This window comes from Streptomyces sp. SLBN-118, assembly GCF_006715635.1.
In the GTDB taxonomy this organism is placed as follows: domain Bacteria; phylum Actinomycetota; class Actinomycetes; order Streptomycetales; family Streptomycetaceae; genus Streptomyces.
Genome location: NZ_VFNP01000001.1, coordinates 2,385,208 through 2,409,923 on the forward strand (window position 1 = coordinate 2,385,208; position 24,716 = coordinate 2,409,923).

23 protein-coding genes are annotated in these 24,716 nt (G+C 68.9%); 5 read left to right on the forward strand and 18 right to left on the reverse strand.

Features of this window, described 5'->3' with window-relative positions; genetic code table 11:
* Positions 1-50: 50 nt before the first annotated feature.
* Positions 51-1,460: a DUF6801 domain-containing protein gene (locus FBY35_RS36070; RefSeq protein ID WP_160159254.1), complete on the reverse strand. Its 1,410-nt coding sequence runs from the start codon at positions 1,458-1,460 to the stop codon at positions 51-53.
* A 718-nt stretch (positions 1,461-2,178) separates the two neighbouring features.
* On the opposite strand from FBY35_RS36070, the gene FBY35_RS10630 reads away from it, so the two are divergent.
* On the forward strand, positions 2,179-3,411 hold the full coding sequence (locus FBY35_RS10630) for a CdaR family transcriptional regulator (RefSeq protein WP_142213552.1): 1,233 nt from the start codon (positions 2,179-2,181) through the stop codon (positions 3,409-3,411).
* A 450-nt stretch (positions 3,412-3,861) separates the two neighbouring features.
* On the opposite strand, the gene FBY35_RS36075 is transcribed toward FBY35_RS10630, so the two are convergent.
* The 7 genes from FBY35_RS36075 to FBY35_RS10660 form a co-directional block, all read right to left on the reverse strand.
* Positions 3,862-4,023 carry a hypothetical protein gene (locus FBY35_RS36075; protein WP_160159255.1) on the reverse strand — a complete coding sequence of 54 codons (162 nt, stop codon included), beginning with the start codon at positions 4,021-4,023 and terminating at the stop codon, positions 3,862-3,864.
* Between the two features lie 104 nt (positions 4,024-4,127).
* Positions 4,128-6,422, reverse strand: coding sequence for a glycoside hydrolase family 3 N-terminal domain-containing protein (locus FBY35_RS10635; RefSeq protein WP_399208248.1), 2,295 nt, complete (start codon positions 6,420-6,422; stop codon positions 4,128-4,130).
* Between the two features lie 193 nt (positions 6,423-6,615).
* Entirely contained in the window at positions 6,616-8,262 is a 1,647-nt protein-coding gene (locus FBY35_RS10640; protein WP_142213553.1) for a glycoside hydrolase family 13 protein, read from the reverse strand.
* Positions 8,263-8,477: 215 nt separating this feature from the next.
* Positions 8,478-9,671, reverse strand: a complete 1,194-nt coding sequence (locus FBY35_RS10645) for a glycoside hydrolase family 1 protein (protein ID WP_142213554.1) — start codon at positions 9,669-9,671, stop codon at positions 8,478-8,480.
* 47 nt (positions 9,672-9,718) lie between these two features.
* On the reverse strand, positions 9,719-10,579 hold the full coding sequence (locus FBY35_RS10650) for a carbohydrate ABC transporter permease (protein WP_142213555.1): 861 nt from the start codon (positions 10,577-10,579) through the stop codon (positions 9,719-9,721).
* An 11-nt stretch (positions 10,580-10,590) separates the two neighbouring features.
* A complete protein-coding gene (locus tag FBY35_RS10655) occupies positions 10,591-11,556 on the reverse strand; it encodes a carbohydrate ABC transporter permease (RefSeq protein WP_142213556.1) in 966 nt (321 codons plus the stop codon).
* Between the two features lie 3 nt (positions 11,557-11,559).
* On the reverse strand, positions 11,560-12,828 hold the full coding sequence (locus tag FBY35_RS10660; RefSeq protein ID WP_142213557.1) for a sugar ABC transporter substrate-binding protein: 1,269 nt from the start codon (positions 12,826-12,828) through the stop codon (positions 11,560-11,562).
* 288 nt (positions 12,829-13,116) lie between these two features.
* On the opposite strand from FBY35_RS10660, the gene FBY35_RS10665 reads away from it, so the two are divergent.
* A complete protein-coding gene (locus tag FBY35_RS10665) occupies positions 13,117-13,515 on the forward strand; it encodes a hypothetical protein (protein WP_142213558.1) in 399 nt (132 codons plus the stop codon).
* Positions 13,516-13,638: 123 nt separating this feature from the next.
* Positions 13,639-13,830, forward strand: coding sequence for a hypothetical protein (locus FBY35_RS37715; RefSeq protein ID WP_186356904.1), 192 nt, complete (start codon positions 13,639-13,641; stop codon positions 13,828-13,830).
* Between the two features lie 174 nt (positions 13,831-14,004).
* On the opposite strand, the gene FBY35_RS10675 is transcribed toward FBY35_RS37715, so the two are convergent.
* The 3 genes from FBY35_RS10675 to FBY35_RS10685 all read right to left on the reverse strand — a co-directional run bounded on the left by FBY35_RS10675 (position 14,005) and on the right by FBY35_RS10685 (position 16,437).
* Positions 14,005-14,514 (reverse strand): ATP-binding protein, encoded by a 510-nt coding sequence (locus FBY35_RS10675; protein ID WP_142213559.1) that lies wholly within the window; start codon positions 14,512-14,514, stop codon positions 14,005-14,007.
* A 229-nt stretch (positions 14,515-14,743) separates the two neighbouring features.
* Entirely contained in the window at positions 14,744-15,856 is a 1,113-nt protein-coding gene (locus FBY35_RS10680) for a LacI family DNA-binding transcriptional regulator (RefSeq protein WP_142213560.1), read from the reverse strand.
* A gap of 374 nt (positions 15,857-16,230) precedes the next feature.
* Positions 16,231-16,437, reverse strand: a complete 207-nt coding sequence (locus FBY35_RS10685; protein ID WP_142213561.1) for a hypothetical protein — start codon at positions 16,435-16,437, stop codon at positions 16,231-16,233.
* A gap of 169 nt (positions 16,438-16,606) precedes the next feature.
* Between FBY35_RS10685 and FBY35_RS10690 the strand changes: the two genes are divergently transcribed.
* Positions 16,607-16,996 carry an STAS domain-containing protein gene (locus tag FBY35_RS10690; RefSeq protein ID WP_142213562.1) on the forward strand — a complete coding sequence of 130 codons (390 nt, stop codon included), beginning with the start codon at positions 16,607-16,609 and terminating at the stop codon, positions 16,994-16,996.
* Positions 16,997-17,042: 46 nt separating this feature from the next.
* On the opposite strand, the gene FBY35_RS10695 is transcribed toward FBY35_RS10690, so the two are convergent.
* On the reverse strand, positions 17,043-17,258 hold the full coding sequence (locus FBY35_RS10695; RefSeq protein WP_142213563.1) for an EF-hand domain-containing protein: 216 nt from the start codon (positions 17,256-17,258) through the stop codon (positions 17,043-17,045).
* A 104-nt stretch (positions 17,259-17,362) separates the two neighbouring features.
* On the opposite strand from FBY35_RS10695, the gene FBY35_RS10700 reads away from it, so the two are divergent.
* A complete protein-coding gene (locus FBY35_RS10700; RefSeq protein ID WP_142213564.1) occupies positions 17,363-18,001 on the forward strand; it encodes a GNAT family N-acetyltransferase in 639 nt (212 codons plus the stop codon).
* On the opposite strand, the gene FBY35_RS10705 is transcribed toward FBY35_RS10700, so the two are convergent.
* The 6 genes from FBY35_RS10705 to FBY35_RS10730 form a co-directional block, all read right to left on the reverse strand.
* Entirely contained in the window at positions 17,998-19,185 is a 1,188-nt protein-coding gene (locus FBY35_RS10705; RefSeq protein WP_142213565.1) for a YncE family protein, read from the reverse strand. The two genes, FBY35_RS10700 and FBY35_RS10705, sit on opposite strands and share 4 nt — an antisense overlap.
* A complete protein-coding gene (locus FBY35_RS10710; protein WP_142213566.1) occupies positions 19,185-19,955 on the reverse strand; it encodes a polysaccharide deacetylase family protein in 771 nt (256 codons plus the stop codon). The genes FBY35_RS10705 and FBY35_RS10710 overlap by 1 nt, the downstream gene beginning before the upstream one ends.
* A 367-nt stretch (positions 19,956-20,322) precedes the next feature.
* On the reverse strand, positions 20,323-20,826 hold the full coding sequence (locus FBY35_RS10715; RefSeq protein ID WP_142213567.1) for an ATP-binding protein: 504 nt from the start codon (positions 20,824-20,826) through the stop codon (positions 20,323-20,325).
* A gap of 263 nt (positions 20,827-21,089) precedes the next feature.
* Complete coding sequence (locus tag FBY35_RS10720; protein ID WP_142213568.1) at positions 21,090-21,857, reverse strand: enoyl-CoA hydratase/isomerase family protein; 768 nt, start codon at positions 21,855-21,857, stop codon at positions 21,090-21,092.
* Between the two features lie 106 nt (positions 21,858-21,963).
* Positions 21,964-23,211 carry an Ig-like domain-containing protein gene (locus FBY35_RS10725; RefSeq protein ID WP_142215002.1) on the reverse strand — a complete coding sequence of 416 codons (1,248 nt, stop codon included), beginning with the start codon at positions 23,209-23,211 and terminating at the stop codon, positions 21,964-21,966.
* Positions 23,212-23,392: 181 nt separating this feature from the next.
* A complete protein-coding gene (locus tag FBY35_RS10730) occupies positions 23,393-24,619 on the reverse strand; it encodes an Ig-like domain-containing protein (protein ID WP_142213569.1) in 1,227 nt (408 codons plus the stop codon).
* Positions 24,620-24,716 lie beyond the last annotated feature (97 nt).

Here is a 24,716-nt window from a genome sequence, read left to right on the forward strand (position 1 = left end):
TGCGCCCCGGTGGTCAGCCCGGCGCTGCGCATGGTCACCACCGGCGCGGCTCACAGGTCCGGCGGCTTCGGTATCGCGTTCCTGCAAGACGACCCGGTGCAGACGCGGCCCTGTTGGATCCTGAGCGCGTTGCCGGGGCCCGAGATCGCCGCGGTGAACAGTGGGTCCAGGTCCTCGCCCGCCGAGCCGCAGCCGGTGAACGGAGGTATCTCCAACTCGCCTTGGAGCAGCCCGCCGCTGGACACCGGATAGGTGCCGGTGAGCCGCGTGTCGATCGGGCGCGCGGTGCGGCACCTGGGCCCGACGGGCAGCGGCACACCGCCCACCCGCACGTCGTACAGGCGCAGGTGCTGGTGGTAGCCGACCCTGGTCATGGTCGGCCTGCCCTCCCGAACGATGTTCACGACGGTGGCGGGACCGGCTTCGAAGCGGACCTTCGCGGTCGTCGGCTGGAATCCGAAGGTCAGGAAGGTGGATTCGGCGTCCGGTAGGTCGATGCGACCCAGATGGTCGTACTCCTGGTAGCCCGGTGCCGCGACCTCGCGCACGTTGAACGCGAGGTGCATCAGGCCCACCCGGGGTCCGCGCGGGTCGTTGACGATCGTCGAGCCCTTCAGCTTGCGGATGGTCGCGAAGCCGACCGGTACGGCGCACAGCGACGTCGGCTCGTTCTCGGTGACCTCCGCCCCCGCCGGCACCTCGGGCAGCCGCTCGGGGTCGAGGCTGCCCCGCGGCGGTTCGGCCGGGCACTCGCCGGTGGTGGCGCGGGGCCCAGTGGTGGCGCGGGGCGCCGGGGCCACCTCGATGCCCTGCGGCGGGCGGTCGGTACCGTCCGGCTCGGCTGTGGCGTCCGGCGTCGGGGGCGCGGGGGCCGCCACGGGCACGGTGGCCAGGAGTGTGTCGGTGCCCGGCGCGGGGGCGCAGGACAACCGGGCGGGCTCGGGCTCCTGCCGAGTCGCGAGGGTGAGCTCCAGGTCCCTTGCGGCGAAGGTGACATCGCCCGCGGAGCCGGCCGTCACCTGGGGTACGTCGCCGGTGAACCGCAGCTCGACATCGCTGTCCTGCGGGCGCGGCGTCTCGGCGGCAGTGAGCCCGGCCCACTGTGCCTGCGTCCGCTGTCGGCCCTGGGTCACCGCGGTGACCAGCGTCGCCGTCCCCGACAGAGCCGCTGTCGCCTCGGGCAGCAACTCCCCGACCACGCCTGCGGGCAGACGGACCGTGACACCGGCCGATTGGGGCCTGATCGGCAAGGCGACCGCACCGCGCGCCGGGAACGTGGCCGCCACGGCGACCTCGACCCGCCGCGACCCTGAGGGCAGCACGCAGTCGTACGCCAGCGTCTTGCGGGTCTCCTGCCCGCGCGCCGACATGCCGGAGCCGGGCAGCAGTTGGACCACGAGCGCCACGGCGGTGACCGCGGCGAGGCGGAGGCCGAGCCGACGGCTCACGGCACCTGTCATCACTGTTCTCCTCAGGGCGAGGTCATGGGTGTGGTCTGGGCGGGAGGGGACCCCGCGGCAGGGGGTACGCCGCGGGGTCCGGCAGCAAGGCCCTCGGCTGGTCCGGGGGAGCCGCGACCACACGCACGAAGACCCGCGTCTCGGAGAACCGAAGGCGGTTCCAGGCCATGCCCTGTCGATGAATCCACTTGACTTTCCAGCACAGACCGCAAATCCTCCGGCGGCTTGCGCATCGGACCCTACGCACTGGTAACCGAGCGACGCAACGCACGAATTCAAAAAATCGCGACCGTCCATATCGACGGGCAATCCCTCGTCCCAAAGGCAGCAATTCCCCGCAGCGATTCATACACAAGTGAGCACTCACCGCCGCACCCCTTGACGAACAGCGCATGAACCGGCCGACTTGAGCGTCGGCGAGTGAATTTGTCACCGAGGCACCAACCAGGGGAGATGGTTCATCCGGTGGTGAGCACCCTGCGTCCCGGGTGACGACGTGCGCCTCGGAGCACGGCGCCCTGAACGCCAGTGCTGGAACGGGCTGATCTGGTGAGCATGGTGCGCAACCGCTGCAACATGGTCTACCGTTCCAGAAGTTCCATGTCGTCGAGATCAAGATCTGATCGCCACAGCTCGGCATACCTCGAGGTGCTCAGACCGGGAGTCGTCCCCCACCGCCCCCCGGCGGCCCCGATCACGGGCTGAGTAAGGGGAGTCCATGACAACCGTCGCAACACCTGGTGATTCCCCCAATCCAGCGGCCTCCCTTCCACGCGATTTCGCCGCCATCATGCGCCCCGAACTCCCGGGGCTCATCCGCGAGGTCATCGACGAGATCCGCCGCTCCTATCCCGAGTACGCGGAAGTGCTGGACGGGCCCTATTCACGGGCGGTGCACCTGGTTGTCGAGCACATACTGACGAATTTCGTCGACCAGGTGGCCACGCCCGGCGCCTCCACGGTGCAGCGGGACAAGCTGTGCCGCAGGTTCGGCCGTTTCGAGGCATACGAGGGTCGCAGCCTGGACACCATGCAGGCGGTCTTCCGGCTTGGTGCACGGCTGGCCCTGTACAAGGTCAAGCGCAACCTGCGGCGGCTCAATCTGCCGGCCGGACTGACACTGGCGTTCGCCGATGCGCTGCTCGTCTACGTCGACGACCTGATCGAGGTCTCGCGTGAGGGCTACCTCGAGGCCCGGGCGGAGATGGAGCAGGGCCAGGACATCCAGCGCCACCGGCTCCTCGAACGTCTGCTGTCCGACGAGGCGACGCCGCGTAGCACCCTCGTCGAACTCGCCGAGCGCGCCAAGTGGCCGCTGCCGGACGAGGTCACCCTGATCGCGTTCAGCCCGGACGGCAAGCCGGACCGCGGCGCGATCGCCGAGGACGTCCTGGTTGATCTGAGCTCTCCACAGCCTCAGGGCCTCATCCCTGGGCCGGTCGACGAACACCGCCGAGCCTTGATGGACGCCGCCCCCGGCACCATCCGCGCCGCCGTCGGCCTGACCGTCCCCCTCGCGGATGCCGCCGAGTCGCTGCACTGGGCTCGGCGCGCACTGAGCCTGGTCGAGGCGGGCATTCTGCCGAATATGCCCTACACGCACTGCGAGGACCACCTCGTGGCGCTCTCGCTCTTCGCCGACCCCCGCCTCATCACCGCGCTCGCCAAGCAGCAACTGGCCCCGCTCACCGAGCTCACCGCCAACCAGCGCGAGCGCATCATCGAAACCCTGCGGGCCTGGCTGGAAACCCGGGGGAATGCGGTGCAGATGGCCGAGCTGCTGCATCTGCATCCGCAGACGGTCCGCTACCGGCTGCGCAACCTGGAGAAGACCTTCGGCAACCGCCTGACCTCGCCGGACGACCGCTTCGCCATCGAACTCGTCCTGCGGACCCTGGAGCTACGCTCCCGCAGCGGGCGGATGGCCGGGCCGTCCGCGGTCACGGGGTGACGGCGTCGTCCACCGCGCCGACGCGCCCCCTGGGCATGCCGACACCTCACTCGGGACCGGCGCCACTCCGTGCGACCCAACGCCGTCTCAGCCCGACGGCGCAGCAGTACCGGCGCAGGACCGTGTCGACCTTTGCCCCAGGTGCTGAGCGTCTGGCCGGCGAGCAACCGATGCATGCCGTCGGGCTCGAAGGCTCGACGCCTCGCGCGCCGGAGGTGAGGAGAGATGTGGTTGGGGCCACGGGCCTCGAGACAGGCCTGCTCCGCCCCTTGGATCTGACGGCACGTCAGGGCAACCTGCTCTTCACCTCAGGAGCACGACGAGAGCGAGGCCGCACTTCGGCACCTGCGTCGGCACTTCATCACCGTCGGCAACCTGCACGCCGCCGCAGGGAAGCTGGGCAACGCCACATTCGCCGCCCGCGACACCGCATGGTGTGGGCAAGGCACTTCATGCGCCTCGAACTCGTTCAGGCGCGTTCTCACACCCGGCCGGGACGACCAGATACGGGCTGTGCCCGATCTTCTGGAGCGCGACGCTGGTGTTTTCGTAGAACCGGTCGATGATCCGGCGCCAGTCGACCTCACCGAGGCCGGCACGCAGTAGCGCCACCAGCCCATCTCCGGGTCGATGTCACCATCCGTCACCACCGGAATCTTGGAGGAGCCGAATTCATGACACTCCCGTTTTCGCTTGGCGCCGCATCATTGCCGCCTTCATTCCTGGATGCGGAAACGCGCAGTCAGTTGTCGCTCGTGCCGTGAGCTGGGTCCGACACGGAGTTCGAACTCGCCGGGTTCGACGACCCGGCGGTTGTCGGCCGTAACGAGTGAGCAGTGCGAGGCGGGGATACGGATGTCGACGTCGGCTGCCTCACCCGGGGGGCACTCGACCTGGACGAACGCTTTCAGCTCCTGCTCGGCCCAGGTGACGCTGGTGGTGAGATCGCTGACGTAGGCCTGAACGGTTTCCAGGGCGGGGCGGCTGCCGTTGTTCGCCAGGCGCACTGTCGCGTGGACCGTGCCGTTTGCGGGGACGTTCTGGTCCCGCACTACAAGGTTGGAGTAAGTGACTGTGGTGTAGCTGAGGCCCTCGCCGAACGCGAACAACGGGTCCTGGCTGAGGTCCGCGTAGCGGTCTCCGTGCTGGCCGCGCACTTGGTTGTAGAAGACGGGCTGCTGCCCGACGTGCCGTGCGAAGGAGATCGGCAGCCGGCCGCTGGGCTCGATGAGTCCGAAGAGGAGTTCGGCGATGGCGCGGCCACCGCGCATGCCCGGGTTGAACGCCTCGACGAGTGCCGCCGCGTTCAGCGCGGAGTCCGGGAGAGTGCTCGGCTTGGACTGGATCAGCACCACGATCGTGGGTGTGCCGGTGGCGGCGATCGCGTCGAGCAGGGCGATCTGGCCGCCCTGAAGATCCAGCGTGGCCGTAGAGCACCCCTCGCCGGTGAGGGCGATGGTGTCGCCCACGACCACCACGGCGTAGTCGGCGGCCGCCGCGGCGGCGGTGGCCTGCCGGAGTTGTTCCTGATCGACCGGGGCTGGGCTGAGGACGGGCGGCCGTGGTTGGCCGTCGGGCCAGAACGGCCCCCGGGGGTCGGGTACGAGAACCTCGATGTCGGCTCCGCGCGTGTGGGTCACCGTCCAGTCGGCGGGCGCGACAGCACGCAGTCCGTCGAGCACGGTCTCCACCAGCTCGCTGGGCTGACCGTCCGGCAGCCAGTCGACCTGGCCGGAGGCCCCGGCCCAATCGCCGAGCATGGCCTGTGGGCTGTCGGCGTTCGGGCCGACGACCGCGATCGTGCGCGGTGGGCCCTGGCTGACGGCGCGGCCGAGCCCGTCGCCGGTCAGCCCCCCTTCGAGGGGCAGACTTCCGTCGTTGCGCAGCACTACCAGGGAGCGGCGCGCGGTCCGGAGGTTGAGCTCGGTGTGTTCCCGGCAGCCGATCACCGCCTTCTGCCGCTCGGGGTCGGGGGCGCGGGGGTCTTCGAAGAGGCCCAGCTCGAACTTGAGGCGCAGGACCCGTCGAACGGCGTCGTCGATCTGCCTCTCGTCGGCCAGGCCGCGCGCGACCGCCGTCTGGGCAGCTTGAAAGAACTCGGGCGTGGTCATGATGAGGTCGTTGCCGGAGTTGATGGCGAGGGCCGCTGCCTCGACGTCGTCGGCGCAGACCTTCTGCTCCCAGACCATCCGGCCGACGTTGTCCCAGTCGGTCACCAGCGTTCCGGTGAAGCCCCATTCGCCCTTGAGCACGTCGCCCAGCAGCCACCGGTTCGCGGTGATGGGCACCCCGTCCATCGACTGATAGCCGAGCATGAAGGTGCGGCATCCGGCGCGGGCCGCCCGTTCGAACGGCGGCAGGAACCAGGAGCGCAGCTTGCGTGGGGTCAGGTCGGCCTCGCTCGCGTCCCGCCCGCCTTGGGTCTCGGAGTAGCCGGCGAAGTGCTTAGCGCACGCCAGGACTGCGGTCGGGTCGCAGAGGCCCTCGCCCTGGTAGCCGCGCACCATCGCGGCCCCTAGCTCGCCGATCAGGAAGGGGTCCTCCCCAAATGTCTCGTTGACGCGGCCCCAGCGCAGGTCACGGGTGATGCACAGAACCGGTGAGAACGTCCAGTGGATTCCCGTCGCCGAGATCTCGGCGGCGGCGGCGCGGGCGGCTTGCTGGAGCAGCTCGGGATCCCAGGTGCAGGCCATGGCAAGCTGGGTCGGGAAGATCGTCGCCCCGGGCCAGAACGAGTGACCGTGGATGCAGTCGTCAGCGGTCAGCAGCGGAATGCCGAGCCGGGTCCGCCGGGCCAGTGCGATGGCCTCCCGCATCCGCGTGGGGGACGCGTGCAGGACCGACCCGGCCAGCTTGGCGGACACGATGTCCACCAGATCCTGACGGGCATCGAGCTGCAGCAACTGCCCGACCTTCTCCGGCAGGGTCATCCGCGCCAGCAGGTCACGGGTCCTCGCCTCCACGGACGCATCGGGATCGAGATACAGCGCAGAGCGGGGCGAGTGTTCCAACACGAGCTCCAAGAACTATTTCGGTACGTAAGTCTGCCAGGTGTGCGGGGTCGAGGAAGACCTCGGCTGACCGCTCGGAGGACGCGGGGCGCGGTCTTTCCGACCGCCCGGATCACCTTGCGGAACGCCTGTCCGGGCGCGGGCCGTCGATCATCGCCAACTCCTCAAGGGCCCAGTGCTGCGGGGCGCACCGTCAGTCCGGGAGGCGGTTCACGAGCCACCAGGCAGCGCTGTTGGCCGCGAGCTTTCCGTCATCGCAAGGGAGGCTGGACAGCAGCGGTTTTCCGGGAACGGGCGCCGTGACGGGTGCGTCGGTGAAGTTCACGGCGCACACGAAGCCTGACCCCCGGCCGAAGACCACCGTGTCGGGAGGACCTGGCAGCCAGTGCAGCGTGGCGTCGCGGAGCGAGGTGAGGCTGCGTCGCAGCTGCAGCGCGTCGCGGTAGAGGTGCCAGCTTGACCCGCTGTCGCCGCGCTGGCGTTGCACGGCATAGCGGGCGAACCAGTGCGGCTGCGGGAGCCACGACCGGTGCGGCGGGCCATCGGAGAAGCCGAACGGCGCCTGTTCACCGGTCCAGGGAAGCGGTACGCGGCAGCCGTCCCGGCCTTTGGCCGGCTCGCCGGTCGCGGCCACGATGGGGTCGGTCAGGGCTTCCGACGGCAGGTCGGTGACCTCTACCAGGCCGAGTTCCTCGCCCTGGTAGAGGTAGGCGCTGCCCGGCAGGGCCAGCATCAGCAGTGCCGCGGCGCGGGCCCTGGCCGCGCCGCGCTCCGGATCCGGTTCCTCGCCGGGCTGTGTCCCGCGGCTGTACCGGGTAGGGGTGCGCTGCTGGTCGTGGTTGTTCAGAACCCAGGTGACCGGTGCACCGGTGGACACGATGTCCTTCAGAGCGGCGTCTATCCGGGTACGGAACGCCGCGGCGTCCCAGGGGGTGTGCAGCAGGTCGAAGTAGAAGGCCTGGTGAAGTTCGTCGGGGCGCAGATAGGCGGCCTGGTCCGCGGGGGCGGGAACGGCCACCTCTCCCACGAGGGTGCGCTCCTTGCCGTCCCGCGCGCTGTAGGCGTTGCAGATCGTCCGCCAGCGGCGCCAGACCTCGTGCACCTCGGGCTGGTTCCAGGCCAGCGGGTTGACGGCGTCGCGGGCGTCCTCGTCGGCGGTGGGGTCCGGCGAGTCGGGCAGCTCCGGGTGCTTGAAAAGGCCGACCGCGACATCGATGCGGAAGCCGTCCACTCCCCGGTCCAGCCAGAAGCGCAGCACGTCGTCGAAGGAGTCCGCGACGTTCGGGTGACGCCAGTTGAAGTCGGGCTGATGCGGGGTGAACAGGTGCAGGTACCACTGCCCGGGGCGGCCGTCGGCTTCCTGGATCCGGGTCCATGCGGGTCCGCCGAACATGGCGCGCCAGTTGTTGGGCGGCAGCTCCCCGTACTCGCCGCGCCCGTCGGCGAAGTGAAACAGGGCGCGGGCGGCGCTTGCGGGGCCGGCCTTGAGCGCCTGGCGGAACCACGAGTGCTCGCGGGAGCAGTGGTTGGGGACGACGTCGAGGATGACCTTGAGTCCCAGGCCGTGCGCGTCGGCGACCAGCAGGTCGAATTCGGCGAGGTCGCCGAAGAGCGGATCGATCGCGCAGTAGTCGGCGACGTCGTAGCCGTGGTCGTGCTGCGGGGACGGGAAGCAAGGGCTGAGCCACAGCCCGTCGACGCCGAGCATGGCCAGGTAGGGCAGTCCGGCCCTGGCGCCGCGCAGGTCGCCCACACCGTCACCGTTACCGTCACGGAAACTCCGCAGATAGATCTGGTACATCACGGCATCGCGCCACCACGGCACACCGGAGATCGGCATCGGACAGTGACCTTTCGGGCAGCCGGCACCGGCCGGCGGACGTCGGAGCCCGCAGGGCCCCGGGAGGGAGGAGGTTCGGGCTGCGCGCGGCGTGGGCCAATGCCCGTTGCGGTGAGCCTCGGTGCGTGTGAGCTGCACGGCGGAACCGGCGGCCGCGACGGCGCCCGGACAGCGGGGATGGGTCCGGGCGCCCTCGAAGCCACCGGCGCCGGACGTTACTGACGGGTGGTGTCGAGGGTGAGCCGGCCGGATTTGGCGACCTGGCCAAGCCAGTGGGCGCTGGGCTTGGGGGTGCGGGCGAAGGTCTGGCGGTCGACGGCGATGAGGCCGAAGGTGGGGCGGAAGCTGCCCCACTCGTAGTTGTCCAGGGCCGACCAGTACAGGTAGCCCTGCACGTCGATGCCCTCGGTCATGGCCTGGTGGACGGCGGTCAGGGCGCCGGTGGTGTAGGCGATGCGCCGGCGGTCGTCGTCGGTGGCGATGCCGTTCTCGGTGACGATGACGGGGACGCCGTCGGTGAGTTTCCAGGCGTTGCGGATGCCGTCGCCGACGGCGGGCGGGTAGTACTCCCAGCCCATGAGGGTCTTCTCGGCGTCTTCGCGGGGCGGCTTGGGGCCGTCGGGGCCGATGATGGTGCGGGTGTACGCCTGGACGCCGATGAAGTCGTCACCGCGGGCGGCTTCGAGGAAGAAGTCCTCCCGGGGGTAGCCGTAGGTGTGGGCGATCTCCTCGCACCCGGGCTCGGGCTGGAATGCCTGGGTGGCGATCGTCCAGCCGGACTTGACCCCGGTGAGGGTGGAGAGCACGGCGCGGCTCTCGCGGTGCGCGAGGACCAGGGTCTGGGAGACTTCCGGGTCGGGCAGGCCGTAGACGTGGTTGGGCAGGTGCTCGTTGGCCTTGCCGGCGTCGTGCGCGACACCGTTGGGCTCGTTGATCGTGCACACCCATTCCACCCCGTCGGCCAGAACGGGCAGAACCGCCTCGGTGAAGCGGGCGAACAGGTCGGCTGCGTCGGGCGCCTGCCAACCGCCGCGTTGGGCGAACCAGCGGGGGACGGTGAAGTGGTGCAAGGTCACCATCGGCGTGAGGCCCACCTGGTGGCAGGCGGCCACCATGCGCCGGTAGTGGTCGAGCGCGGCCCGGGAGACGAAGCCCTGCTCGGGTTCGATGCGGGCCCATTCCAGGCTGAAGCGGTAGGTGTTGAATCCGAGGTCCGCCAGGAGGGCGATGTCCTCGCCGTAGCGGTGGTAGCTGTCGCAGGCGTCGCCGCTGGGCTCGTGGATGCTGGTGCCGGGGGCGTGTTCGCGGGCCCACCAGTCGCTGTTGACGTTGTTGCCTTCGGTCTGGTGGGCCGCGGTTGCGGAGCCCCAGAGGAAGTGGGCAGGGAAGGTCAGATGGTTCGCTGGCATGGAATTCCTTGGATCGAAGGAAGAGAGGTCGAGCGGAGGGGGGACGGCTACTTGATGCCGGTGGTGGCGACGCCTTGGACGAAGAACCGCTGAAGAGCCATGAACAGGGCGACCATGGGCGCGATGACCAGGACCGAGCCTGCGAGCAGCAGGGCGTAGTTGGTCGCGTTCTGACCCTGGGAGTACAGGGCGAGGGCGACCGGGAGGGTGTACTTGTCCTGGCTCTGGGCGACGACCAGCGGCCACAGAAAGTTGTTCCACGAGCCGAGGAACGTCAGGATCGTCAAGGTGGCCAGGGGCGGCCCGCACATCGGAAGCACGATCCTGAAGAAGATGCGCACCTGCCCGGCGCCGTCGATCTTGGCGGCTTCCAGGAGCGAGTCGGGGATGCCGAGCATGAACTGGCGCATGAGAAACACCCCGAGCGGCGAGGCAATGTAGGGCAGGATCAGCGCCGGGTAGCTGTTGACCAGTTGCAACTTGGCGACCATGACGAACAGGGGTACGAAGGTCACCACGGCCGGGACCATGAGCGTGATCATCACCAGGGCGAACAGTGCGCGTTTACCGGGGAAGTTCAGCTTGGCCAGCACGTAGCCGATCATGGAGCAGAACAGCAGATTGCCCAGCACGGTGAAGACCGCGACGACCACGCTGTTGAGGAAGTAGTGGCCGATGCGCAGTTGGCCGAGCCAGGTGGCGTAGTTGTTCCAGGTCGGCGACGTCGGCAGCCAGCCGCTGGGGTCGCGCAGCAGCTCGCCCTGGGTCTTGAAGGAAGCCAGCAGCATCCAGAGGAAGGGCAGGATCGTCGCCGCCAGGGCCAGGATCAGGACCAGGTGGGTCAGGACGCGGGCGCGCCGGGAGGCTGCGGTCGGGCCGGCGCCGGCAGGGGTGGTGTGGTGGGTCATGGTGAGCAGCCTCAATCCTTGGACCGCAGCAGACGGAACTGGATCATGCTCAGCGCGGCGATCACGGTGAAGAGCACATAACTGGCGGCCGAGGCGTAGCCGTACTTGCCGAAACCGAATTGGTTGTAGGTGAAGTAGCTCACCGACAGCGTCGAGTCCAGCGGTCCGCCTTGCGTCATCACGAAGGACTCCTCGAAGAACTGCAGGTAAGCCACGGACAGCAGGACCGCACCGAGCAGCAGGGTCGGGCGCAGCAGCGGCACGGTGATGCGGCGGAAGCGCTGCCAGGCGTCGGCCCCGTCCATGGTGGCCGCTTCATGCAGTTCCGGGGGAACGTTCTGCAGCCCGGCCAGGAAAATGACCATGAGGGTGCCCATGTTGCGCCAGGCGGTCATTCCGATCAGCGACGGCAGCGCCCAGGTGGTGCTGTGCAGCCAGTCCGGGCCGCTGATGCCGACCCAGCCAAGCATGGTGTTGAGCAGCCCGTCGGGCTGCAGGATGAACCGCCACACCACGGCGACGGCGACGATGCTGGTCACCACCGGGGTGTAGAAGCCGACTCGGTAGGCGGTGCGGAAGCGGGTGATGCCGCTGTTGAGGGCCACGGCCAGTGCCAGGGCGATCGCCATGGTCAGCGGGATGCCCACCACGACGACCAGTGCGGTGTTGAGCATCGCCTTGCGGAACTGCGCGTCGCCGAACAGGTCCCCGTACTGGCTCAGTCCGACGAAGCTCACCGAGAGGGGGCTCTGCACGTCCGTGGCGCGGAAGTCGGTGAACGACATCAGAAAGGAGGAGACGAGCGGGACAAGCATGAAGAACCCGAAAACCAGCAGGAACGGCAGCGCGAACAGCCACGCCGCCAGCCCCTGCCGCCGCCGTTCACTCAGGGCGCGCCCCCAGCTAGGCCGGCGCCGTCCGCCAGCCCGGCCGACCTTGCGGCGGCCGACCGGGCCGCTAGTGTTGCTGTGAGCCATCGGTCAGTTCCCTGTTCCGATCGACTCAGCGCTCTTCTGCAGAGACTCCAGCGCCGAGGAGGGATCGGCCCCCTTCACGATCCGCTCCACCTGACTGTCGCCGACGGTGGCGACCTGCGTCCACGCGGTGTTCGCGGGCGGCGCCTTAACGGAGCCCAGCTGCTGCTTGAACACCTTGAGCTTCGGATCCGTGCTCAGGCCCGTGACGTTCCAGGCCGACTGCACGGCCGGCAGGTCGCCGGTGGCCTTGTACCAACTCGCCTGAATACTGGCCTTCGTCAGGTACTGCACCAGCTTCCACGCCGCGTCGGCACGCGGGGAGTTGCGGAAGACCACCAGGTTGGAGCCGCCGACGAACGAGGTGGAGGACACCTTTGCAGGGAACGGCATCACGGCGTACTTGCTCTCGAAACCGGCGCCGCCGGCCTGGTTCAGCCCGCTGATGCCCGCGCCGCCGGTGATGAGCATCGGCGTACTGCCGTTGACGAACGCCGACTCCTGCGCACCGGGCGCGGTGGTCAGGTTGGGGTTGGCGATGCCCTGGGTGAAGAAGCTCTGGTAGTACTTCATCGCGCCGATCATCTGCGGGCTGTCCAGTGTCCACTCGCTGCCAGCGCTGTTCATCAGCGAGGCCCCGCCCGAGAACGCGAACGGCAGGATGGACTCGAAGGTGCCGCCGCCGCCGGGCGGCAGCGCGATCCCCCACTTCGCGCCGGCCTTGGTCTGCAACGCCTTCGCCATGGCCTTGAACTCGTCCCAGGTCTTTGGCGGACTGCTGTAGCCAGCCTTCTTCGCCAGGTCGGCGCGGTAGTAGATCACCCGGGTGTCCAGGTACCAGGGCACCCCCACCGTGGCGCCCTTCACCACCGCCGTGGCCTTCCCGTCCGGGAAGATGTCGCTGGTGTCGATCCCGCTCGGCACCCCCTGGAAGGAACTGGCGAAGTCCGCCATCCACGTCGTGCCCATCTGCGCCACGTCCGGCGTCGTGCCGCCCGCGATCGCCGCCTGGTACTTGGCATGCGCATCCCCCCACGGGATCGCGGTGACGTTCACCTTCACGCCGGGGTTCTCCGCCTCGAAGCCCTTGATCAGCTCCGGCAGCTTCTCCCCTTCGGTGCCCTGTGCCCACATGGTGATCGTGCCGGTCACCTTGCCGGAGGGAACCGTGCCCGAAGGCGTCGACGACGCGCCCCCGTCGTCCCGCCCGCACGCCGCTAGCACCACCACGGCGGCCATGCACACCGCGGCCGCGGAAGCCCTTCTCAGCACCATCGCTGTTCCTCTCCTGGCTGGAAACCATCCTGACTGGATGGTGATAAAACGCCGCAATCCAACTGATCTAAGCGCTTTGATTCGGCGGCGTGCTGAGAATCTAAGCGCTTAGAGTCTGGGCTGTAAAGGGCGGGTGCCGGTTAAGTTAAGGGTACGAATCACCCTCACAGATCGAGATACGGGCCGCTGTGGGCCGCCAGCCGAGACTCAGGGCGTGAAACTGGTGGTCAAAGGCGTGAGCAGGACAAGCTCAGGGCAGCTCCGTCCTGAAGGCGATCGGTTTCCCCGATGTACCTGGTCGAGCACCTCGCCCTCGCGCTGGTCGGCGTCGCCTTCGGGGCGCTTGCCGCCGAGCTGCTGGGACCGCGCCTGCCCGGCCGGGTCGGCGAGGCAATGAGCTGGGGCAGGCGCTCTCCGAACGCGCATGGGTGCTGCGGCGATTTTCGGCGGGCGCACTGCTGCTCATCGCCGCGACCACGGCGCCGGGCGCATGGCGGGCCAAGCGCGTTCAGCCATCGGCGGGCGCAGCATCGAGCCGGAGGACGGCGGGCGGGTGATCTCCACATCCCCGACACGCAGCACGAGCGCAACGACTCGCTGCGGCCCCAGCCGGTGCTCGGGAAGGACTCCCGTCCCAGCGCGGTGCGGGACGATCTGGCCGAGACCGCGGGCAGCTGCGGGGCGTGATCGTCGGAGTGATCTTCGTGCGTGCAGGACCTGCGGGCTTCCTGGACGTCATGCCGGTCGCCCGGGCTACGCCCCCGGCCGGCAGGGGCTGCTCGATGTCCGCGTCGGCGACTGGGTGCGGATGTGGCGCTGATCGGTCTCGCAGAACTGCCGACCACCATCGCCGCGGGCGTACGGGACCGCTGCCGCGACCTGCTGGCCCTCAAGGCGATGGGGCTGACTCCACGCCAGATCATGGCCGGCGCCGGCTTCATCGCACTCGCTGCCAGCATGGAGGCCATGGCCGTGGGCGTGCTGGGCCTCGGACTGGCCTGATCGCTCCAGGGCCGTTCCAGCGGCGTCGGCGGGGGCATCACCCAGCACCTGTGCGGTCGCCGTCTTCGTGCTGGCCGCCGCCCGGGCCGTACGGCAGCGCCTCGCGGCACCTTGAGCGAGTCGCTGTGGCCGGGGCGGCGCGTGAAGAGGCTCCGACTGAGGCGCTGCGCGTGCCTAGTCCGTGGCGAGCACGGCAGGAGCGACCCGCAGACCGGCCCGGCTCCGCCAGCCGCCCCGTTCCGCTCGGAAGTCGGTCCAGTTCGCCAGGTGACCGACGATGCCCAGACCACGGCCGTGTTCGCCCCCTTCGCCGCCGCCGTACGGGACAGGGAGATGGTCCGGCAGACCGGTGTCCACGACGTCGATACACAGATCCCGGTCGGTCAAGGACAGGCTCACGGTCATGTCGGCACCCCCGTGTTGCACGGCGTTGCCGGCCAGTTCGCCGACGATGAGGACCACGGACTCCTGGTCGTCCTCAGTCACGCCCCAGCGGGAGAGGTGAGCCGAAGCGAATCGGCGGACGGCGCGAACCTGACGCGCTTCGGCCCGTAGGGCGATCAGCGCGCGATGGGATGTGACTTCACCGGTCGCATCGCGAGCCGCGGGCACGGGGGTACTGTGCCCGCGGAGGGGGCGGTATCCGCGCGATGCGATCGGGGAACTGGTCAGTACCGGAGCCATGGGGTGCCTCGCTGATCTCCTCAGCAGACGTTCGATACGAAACGCCGCAATCCATTGGTTTAAGCGCTTAGATTCGTGACGTGCTAGAAATCTAAGCGCTTAGATCCTTGGCTGTCAACGGCCAGTGTCGGCTAAAAGGGCACAATTTGCCCATCGGAGATGGAGGCATGGGCCGTCAGCCGAGGCTCAGAGCATGAAGCTGGTGATCAAAGGCGTGAGCAGGGCAAGCTCACGGCCGCTGGCAGCCGCAGCTCTCCCGCAGCACGACCTGCACGGGCAGCCGGTGCGCGATCGGTGGACCCGCAGGATCGGCGATCCGCTCCACCAGAATGTCCACCACCGCCCTGCCCATCGCCTGCATCGGCTGCCGCACGGTCGTCAGTGTCGGACGCACCACCCGCCCCGCCACGATCCCGTCGAAGCCGGTGACCGCCACCTGATCCGGGACACGCACCCCGTGCTCGGCCAGCGCGACCATCAGGTTCAGCGCCGCCTGGTCGGTGACGCACACGAACGCCTCCGGCAGGCCACCGTCGGCCAGCACCCCGGCGATCGCACGGCCGATGTCGTGCTCGTACACAGCCAGCGGCGCCAGCGGCTTGCGCGGTACCCGCAGCCCCGCCGCTCGCAGCGCCGCCCGGAACCCAGCGAACCGCTCCTGCGGGTCGAAAGTACTGGTGTCGCCGACGAACAGCAGGTCCCGCAACCCGTGCTCGACAATCAGGTGCTCCGTGATGACGCGCATCCCGCCGCGGTTGTCCACAGAGACCGTGCTAAGCCCGTCGTGGTGCGGCCCCTCCGACAGCGCCACCACCGGTAGCCGCTGCGAGATCCGCTCCAGCACGTCACCGGCCACCGTGTGCGGGAAGACCGCCAGCCCGTCGACTCTCCCCACGATGTCGGTCACGGCCTTCACTCTGTCTGCCCGGCTGCCTCCGCCAATCAGCAGCGCATAACCACGCCGCCAGCACTCCAGCTCAACACCGCGCTGCACCTCGTCCACGTACAGCGGAAACCCGCGGTGATCCTCGTCCGCGTCGTCCCGCACCACCGCGACCCCGCCGCCAGACCGCTTCCGGCCCGTCGGCTGCCGGTCCACGGGCTCCTCCACCGACTCCGGGCGGAAGTAGTCGAACGAGTACAAACCCAACGCCCCGGTGCGCCCGCGCGCCAGCCCGCGCGCACTCGCGCTCGGCACGTAATTCAGTGCCTCCGCAGCCGCCAGGACGACCTTCCGAGTCTCCTCCCTCACCTTGTACGGACGGCGGAAGGTCATCGACACAGTCGCGATCGACACACCGGCCCGCTGCGCCACGTCATAGACCGTCGCCGCCTTCGCCACGTTCCCTACCTTTCACCGACCGCGTCATCAGCCATGTTAAGCGCTTAGACGCCATCGACGGAATGAGCGAGCACGCGACGGGCACGCCCCAGCCGCCCGGCCAGACCGCGGGTGCCTCGCGGCGCGCACACCGTTCACCGAAGCCATTCGCCGGCGGTGCCGGGGTCCTCTTTCAGTTCAGCTCCGGGTGCTGGAGAGGCACGCAGGACCGATCGGCACGGTGGCCAGGAACCTGGTCGGTGTCGCTCCGGGGGCGGCGTCTGGCTACGCAATAACTGCATCCTGTCTCCGGCACCCGGGCGCTGTCAGAGGTCAGCCGTGCTGGGGCGGTGTGCGCTGGATGGGAAGGACCCGGACGACCGGGTCGGGGAACGTCAACGCTTCACGCAACTGATGTTTTCCAAGCTCAGTTGGTTGACCACTCGGACCAGCCCCTGAACGTCGGCGCGGAGTTGTTCCAGTTCGGCCTTGTCCTTCTCGCGGAGTTCCTTGAGCCGTACGACCTGTTTACGGAGCCGGGTCTCGGCGTCGGTGGGCTGCCCGCGCTCTCTCGCGGTGAACATCATCGAGTGCTGAGCCACACCTTCACCGGTCAAGGAAGTTCACAAGAATTCACTCGCACGGGGGAGCTTTTCGAGTTCCGAACGTTTTTTCTCCTCCGGCCCCCCGAAGCCTCCCACTAACGTCGCAGTCTGTTCACCCAGGCCCCCGGTGGCCGGTAAGGGCTCGTCGCACCAAGGAGAAACAGCCATGGCCGAGGGGCTGACAGCCAGGTCCTCCGACTTACGCGCCCCGCTGCCCGGTCCGTACGGACAGGTCTACCGCAGCCGGGAGCGGACGGTCGTCGAGCTGCACGGCGAGATCGACATCGCCGCAGCCACGCTCGTCGGGGCATACCTGGACGTGGTCACAGCCGTCCGCGAGCACGATGTGGTGGTCGATCTGACGCATGTCGCGTTCTTCGACTGCTCCGGCCTCGCGCTGCTGTGCCGGGCACGGCGGCGCGTCGCCGAGAACGGCGGGCGGCTGTGGGTGGTGTGCGACCGGCCGTCGGTGCTGCGGGTGTTCCGCACGGGCGGGGTGCTGGAGGTGTTCCGTACGGCGCCGACGCTGGAGGCGGCCCTGGCGGCCCAGGCCTGACCCCGGGCCGGCGTTCCTGGACCGCCGCACCGGCGGGCGGGGAGGGTCAGGCCTTGTTCAGCGAGGCCCAGAACTCCTCGAAGGTCAGCTCGCCGTCGCCGTCGCTGTCCTTCGACCCGATGACTGCCTCGGCGACCGGCTCGGTGACATGGAAGTCGCCCAACTGCGCCATCACGCTCTTGTACTCGGCCGCCGTGATCCTGCCGTCGCCGTCCAGGTCGTAACGCTCGAACGCCTTGCGCGCCTCTTCGATGTCGACCACTGCTTCCGCCCTTCTTGGTGCATTGCTGACGGAGTCAGATTAACTGCCCTCATGGGCCCGGCGAGAGACCGGGTGTCAGCGATCCCGGACGAGGAGAGAACACGATGAGCGAGGCACTGGCGAGGATCCTGACCGCGGCGGCGGCCGGTCATTTCCCGCCCTCGGACGGCGCCACCACGGTGATCGGGCAGCCGAACGCCCGGGACGCCGGGGTGATGGCCTTCACCGCCCACTCGGTGATCTTCACGGACGAGGATCCGGAGTGGGTACGGGCCGAGCTGGCCGCCACCGACTCCGACCGGCTCGCCGCCGCGATGAACCCCTCGTTCCTGGCCGCGATGCTGGCCCGCACCGGACGTTCGATGAACACCATCGACCTGTTGACGGTCGCCGGGGCGCTGCCCGGCCGGCCGGACATCGAACTGCGGGAGATCGAGGACCCCGATCATCCTCGCGTCGCACGGGCGCTCAAGTTCCGCGACGGCGTACGGGTCTGGGCCGCCGACGGCGGGGTCCTGGTCCTGGGCCGGGGCGTGGCAGGGCGCTGGGAGTGCGCGATAGAGGTGGACGAGGCGGCGCGCGGGCTGGGCCTGGGACCCGCTCTGGCGCTTGCGGCCCGCCATCTCGTTCCGGACTCGGCGGTGTGGTCCCAGCAGTCGCCGGGAAACGCCCGCAGCGTGCGCACCTTCCAGGCGGCGGGCTTCCGGCCGGTGGGCTCCGAGGCGCTCCTCGTGGCCGGCTAGCGGAAGATGCCCGTGTGGCCCAGTGAGTAGCGTCCCGGCTGCGGGTAGACCGCGAGGCCGTGCGGGCCCGCGCCCACCGGGATGCGGGCCAGCAGCCTGCCGGTCGCCGTGTCGATCGCGTACACCTCGGCGTTGTAACGCCCCGACAGCCACAGCACTTTGCCGTTCGCCGAGACACCCCCCATGTCGGGACTTCCGCCGCCCGGCAGGGACCACTTCTTGGTCAGCCGGTTCTGCGCGAAGTCGAACACCGAGACGGTCCCCTCACCACGGTTGGAGATGTACATCACCTTGGAGTCCCGGCTGATGTAGAGGCCATGGGCCCCTTTGCCCGTAGGCAGCAGCGCGGGCGTGGCGAACGTCTCGCCGTTGAGCACCCACATGCCGTGCGCCATCATGTCGGCGATGTAGAAGGTCTTCCCGTCCGGGGAGAGCTTCACGTCCTGCGGCATCGCGCCGTCGAAGGGCAGCTTCTGCTGCGCGACGACCTCCATCTTCTCGGTGTCGACCTTCAGCAGCTCGCCGGAGAACTCGCAGGAGACGATGAAGTACCGTCCGTCGGCCGAGAAGTCCGCGTGGTTGACGCCGTAACAGGACACCGGGGTGGTCTTGAGAGGGCGCATGGTGTGGGGGTCGCGGAAGACGAGCTCGCGGTCCAGGGACGCCATGACGACGGCGTACTTGCCGTTGGGTGTGAAGTAGAGGTTGTACGGGTCGTGCACATTGACCGGTTTGCCCGCGATGCCGGTTGCCGGGTCGATCGGGGTGAGTGTGTGGCCGCGATTGTTGTTGACCCACAGGGTCTTCATGTCCCAGGACGGGACGACGTGCTGCGGCTGGACCCCGACCTGGATCGTCTCGACGACCTTGTATGTCGCGGGGTCGATGACCGAGACGGTGTTGGAGTTGGTGTTGGGGACGTACACCCGGGAGGGGAAGCCCCGGACGGCGGCGGAGAGCCGGTTCGGCCGGTCCGCCGCGTAGATGTCCTTGGGGTCGAGGACGGGCGGCATGCCGGGCAGTCCGGCCGGGGCGGCCCTCTCGGGCTCGGCGGGCAGCGCGGCGGCGTTCGTGCCGTGGGCCTGGGTCGTAGCGGTGGGTGAGCTGCAGCCTCCGAGGAGGGCGAGCAGGACGCCGGCGAGCAGTACGGTGGTCCGCTTGGTGCGGCAGGTCGTCGGATGCATCAGATCAGCAGCTCCGTGGTCGTCACCGCGCGCAGGCCGCGGCGTTGGAGGTCGTCGAGGAGGGCGGGCAGTGCCGTGACCGTGTCCGCGTGGCCGAAGTGCAGGCTCACCACCGATCCGCGCCGGATCTGTCCGGTGACATTGCGGACGACGGCCAAGGCACCGGGCGAGGTGAAGTCGAGGGAGTCGACGTCGTACGAGAGGACGTGCGGGTAGCCCGCCCGGGCGGCGAGCCGGGTGACCAGGAGGGTCGCGTCCTTCGTACGGGATGGACGGAACCAGGTGCCGATGGATCCGGTGAGGCGCCGCAGCCGTTCGGCACAGTCGGCGATCTCGGCGTATGCCTCGGCCTCGGACATCTGGGAGATGCCCAGATGGCGCTGGGTGTGATTCCCGAGTTCGTGGCCGCCGTCGAGGATCCGTCGGGCGAGGTGGGGGTAACGGTCGAGCCAGCTGCCGACGGCGAGCACGGTGATGCGGGCGCCGACGCGTTCGGCCTCGGTGAGTGCGGCTGTGGCGATGGCCGGATCGCCGTGGCCATGGAAGGTCAGGGCGACCAGGTCACGGTCGCGCGGGCCGTGGGTGATCTGGGCGGGCTGTCCGGGAAGGCGGCGCGGTGCGGGGGCGGGAGAGGCACTGCGGGCCGGCGGGGTGGGGGCGGCCGGTGGCGCCGGTGCGGCACGGCCGTCGGAGCAGCTCGTGGCGAGGGCGCTCGCGGCGACGGCCCCCGCTCCGGCGAGCAGTGCGCTGCGGCGGTCGATCGAGGTCACGGGAATGCACAGTAGGCGCGAAATGAGTGAAAGATAACGATTGACCTAATCCAGGACGCTCACAGGTCGTCACCGGCCATCCACCGCAAGGATGAAGTCGATCATTGAAACACTCGCCAAAATGCATGTTCATGCACTATTTTTTTAGGCAGGTGGCCCATCTCACCTACGATTCACTATGGATATACGGCTATTTGTCAGCTATGCCCCATTCTCGACTTCTGGCGACGTCGCCCCCCGTCTGCCATAGTCAGTGGCACGACCCCCCTTTGACCCGGGCCAGGTCGTCGTAAGCCGCCGTGGATACACCCCCCAATCCATGGCGCTCCGCGGAAGCCCCCGCCGAGGGGGCTTCTGTGTTTCCGCGTCAGCGGTCGGAGACGCGCATCTCGAACCAGGTGGTCTTGCCGCGCGGCAGCAGATCCACGCCCCACCGGTCGGAGAGCTTGTCGACAAGAAACAGCCCGCGGCCGCTGGTGTCCATCTCCTGGACCGGCATCAGACAGGGCAGACCGCGCGAAGGGTCGCGGACCTCGATCCTGATCCAGCCGCGGCGGCGCAGTATCCGCAATCCGAAGACCCGGGCGCCGGTGTGCCGCACGGCGTTGCCGACGAGCTCGGAGACCAGTAAAACCGCGTGCTCGGCGGTCTGGGCGGACAGCGCCCACTGGCGCAGCACCACGCACTGGGTCAACCGCCGTGCGGTGGCAGCGGATTCGGGGCGGGAGGGAAGCTTGACTTCATCTTCCGTGGGGTTGCCGAACAACTCGAGCGCCTTCAGCGCCTGTTCGTCCTCGACGGCAGGCACCCACCCCACTGCGGTAGCGCTGCCGCGCTGCCGAGGTTGCTCCACACCTTCGAGGCCCGCCATGCCCCCATCATGGCCGTAACAGGCGGCCTCCGGGGCCGTTCCGGGGGAATGAGGCCCCCGGAATCGGCCGTCCCGCAGTGAGCATTTGGCATATGACTGTGGCCGCATGCGGACGCGGATACCCGCCTTGAGCTGCATTGACTCTCTGCTTACGAGTGATCGCCAAGTGCAGTCGACCCAGGGCGACTTAAGACTGTCTTAAGGCTCGGCTAAGCCACACACAGGGTTGACGCCCGGCACGGAAGAGTCCAACCGGCCGAGATTCAGAGGAACTTGGCCTTACCGGGGCCCTCCTCCACAAAGCTGCGCATCCCGCGCTCGCGGTCTTCTGTCGCGAACAGGCCCGCGAACCAGTTGCGTTCGATGGCGAGCCCGGTCTCGATGTCCGTCTCCAGACCCGCGTCGATGCACTCCTTGGCGGCACGCAGCGCCATCGCGGGCCCCTGCGCGAGCTTCGCGGCCCAGGCGTGCGCCTGCTCGTACACCTCGTCGGCGGGGACCACGCGGTCCACCAGACCAAGGGCCAGGGCCTCGTCCGCCTTGACCATCCGGCCGGTGAAAATCAGGTCCTTGGCCTTGGAAGGGCCGATCAGCCGCGAGAGCCGCTGGGTACCGCCGGCGCCCGGGATCAGTCCGAGCAGGATCTCCGGCTGGCCCAGCTTCGCGTTGTCCGCGGCGATCCTGAAGTCGGCGCAGAGCGCCAGCTCACAGCCGCCGCCCAGCGCATAGCCGGTGACGGCGGCGACGACGGGCTTGGGGATGCGGGTGACGGCGGTGAAGGAGTCCTGCAGGCCCCGGGACCGTACGACCATCGCCGTGTGGTCCATGGCCTGCATCTCCTTGATGTCCGCGCCGGCCGCGAACACCTTCTCGCCGCCGTACAGAATCACGGCTCGTACGTCCTCGCGGCGGGTCGCCTCCTCGGCGAGCTCGCGCAGCCGGTCCTGGATGGCGATGTCCAGTGCGTTCATCGGCGGGCGGTCGAGACGGATGGTGCCGACGCCTTCGGAGACCTCAAGAGAAACAGTCATGCCCAGCAGGTTAGCCGCCGTTAACGACGAAGGGCCCGGGGCTGTGCGGAGGTCTGGGGGTATCGCCCCAGAAAATCCGCCGGCACCGGACCCTTGCGTGAAAGAGTTACTTGATCCACTCCGCCCAGGACAGGTTCCAGCCGTTGAGGCCGTTCTCCGGAGAGATCTGCTTGTCCTTGGAGTTCTGCACGATCACCACGTCGCCGATGACCGAGTTGTCGTAGAACCAGGCCGCCGGGGTACCGCCGTCTCCCGCGCCGCGGGCGTCGCGCAGCCCGACACAGCCGTGGCTGACGTTCGCCGAACCGAAGGTGTCCGACGGCGCCCAGTAGTTGCCGTGGACGAAGGTGCCCGAGTTGGACAGGCGCATCGCGTGCGGCACGTCCTTGATGTCGTACTCGCCGCCGAAGCCGACGGTGGCGCCGTTCATACGGGTCACCTCGTACTTCTCACTGATCACCATCTGGCCGTTGTACGTCGTGGTCGACGGTGCGCCGGCGGTGATGGGGATGTCCTTGATCTGCTTGCCGTCCCGGACGACCTTCATCCGGTGGGACTTCGCGTCCACGGTGGAGACCTGACTGCGGCCGATGGTGAACTTCACCGTCTTGGTCTGCTTGCCGTACACCCCGGGGCGGCCCTCGACGCCGTCCAGGTTGAGCTTCACGGTCACCTTGGTGCCCGCGGCCCAGTACTTCTCCGGGCGGAAGTCGAGACGGTCGTTGCCGAACCAGTGGCCCTCGATCGGCACGGACGGCTCGGCCGTCACCTTGATGGCCTTCTCGACGGCCGCCGGGTCCGTGATGCCACGGGTGAAGTTGATCGAGACCGGCATCCCGACGCCGACCGTCGAACCGTCTTCGGGGGTGTACTGCCCGATGAAGGTGTTCTGCGGGACGAGCGTGGTGAAGCTCGTGTCCTTCGCGGACTCGCGGCCCTCCGCGTCCTTGGCGACGGCGTGCACCTTGTACTTGGTGGAGCCGGCCAGATGCTGCAGCGGCTGCCAACTGCCGCCGTCCGCGGAGATCTTGCCCTCGACCGCGGCGCCCTTGTCGTCCTGGACGGTGACCGTGGTCAGCTTGCCCTTCGCGGCGCTGACCTTCAGCGCGCCGCTGGTGGCGACCGAGGAGGCGCCGTCCTTGGGCGCGATGGTCACCACCGCCTGGGAGGCCGCGTTCGCGACCTTCCCGCTGTCGCTCTTGCCCTTGTCGTCGCTGGCCTTGCCGTCCCCGCCCCCACAGGCCGTGACCAGCAGCAGCGCGGCGCCAAGCACCAGAGCCGGAAGAGCGGCGCCCCCGCGCCGTCGTATCCGCCCCGCCCCGGCCGACGCCCCCGATATCGGCTGCCCGTTCACCATGGTCTCCCCTCGCACGGCCTGGCCCCGCCACGGCCCGCACCCCCGCGCGCCTCACGCACGCACGGCGCTAGATAATCACACCCCTGGTTGTTGAATGTCCCCGTGAATGTCACCGTTCAGTCCCAACTGTCCGGCGAGCTCAACTGATAGGGGTACGGGCCCGGCAGGTCAGCGAGGGTCAGTGGAGTGCGGAGCCCGCCATCCAGGCGTCCCAGGCCAGGTTCCAGCCGCCGAGACCATTGGCCGGATCGACCTTTTTGTCCTTCGAGTTGACGACCTCGACCACATCGCCGATCAGGGTCCGGTCGAAGAACCAGCCCGCCGGGGCGTCCGCGCTGCCGCCTTTCTCGTCGCGCAGGCCGACACAGCCGTGGGAGACGTTCGCCGAGCCGAAGGTCTCGGGCGCGGCCCAGTAGTTGCCGTGGATGAAGGTGCCCGAGTCGGTCAGGCGCATCGCGTGCGGCACATCCTTGATGTCGTACTCGCCCTTGCCGTCCTTCTTCTTGAAGCCGACCGTCGCGCCGTTCATCCTGGTCACGTCGTACATCTCCGAGACGACCATCTTCCCGTTGTACGTGGTCGCCTTGGGCGCCCCGGCCGTGATCGGCACCATCGCGAGGACTCCGCCGTCGCGCCGTACCTCCATGGTGTGCGCCGCCGCGTCGACCCGGGAGACCTGTGAGCGGCCGACCGTGAAGGAGACGGTCTTCTGCTGGATGCCGTAGACCCCCGGCGCCGCCTGGACGTCGCGCAGCCGGAGATCGATGGTGACCTTGGTGCCGGGCTGCCAGTAATCGCGGGGGCGGAAGTCGAGGCGTTCCCCGCCGAACCAGTGGCCGGAGATCTCGACCGGCGGCTCGGAGGTGATTCGGATGGCGCGCTCGACGGCCGCGCGGTCCTCGATCTCCCGGTTGAAGCCGAAGGAGATGATCATGCCGGTGCCGACGACGGCGCGGTTCTCCGGCTTGAAGTAGCCGATGAAGCGGCGGCCGGGGACCTGCGTGGTGAAGGTGGTGTGGCGTGCCGAGCGGCGGCCGTGACCGTCCAGGGCGACCACATCGACGCTGTACTTGGCGGCCAGGTCGAGGCGGGTGCCCGGGTCGGGGTTCCAGCGCAGGCCGTCATCGGAGATCGCGCCGTGGACGTCGGTGGGCCGGTCGTCCTCGACCTGGGTCACCTTCACCCGCTCCAGGCGCCCGCTGGGCAGCCGCACCTCGACCGGGCCGTCCGGGCCGACCCCCTTGGCTCCGTCCTCGGGGGTGACCCGGATGGTCTCCTGCGACGACCGCGGCTTGTTGCCGATGTCGAGCGCCTCGCCGGTGCAGCCGGTCAGCCCGGCAAACAGTCCTGCCCATGTCAGGGCGACGGCCGCGCCGCGCCCCGCCCGCTTCAGTACATGTCTCACGTACCGCCCAACGACAGCGCCCCTCCAGGGGAAACGTGAGCGCGGGGCCATGTTGGGACAACAGCGGTGCGGGCAGAACAGGTGGGAGGACCACGCG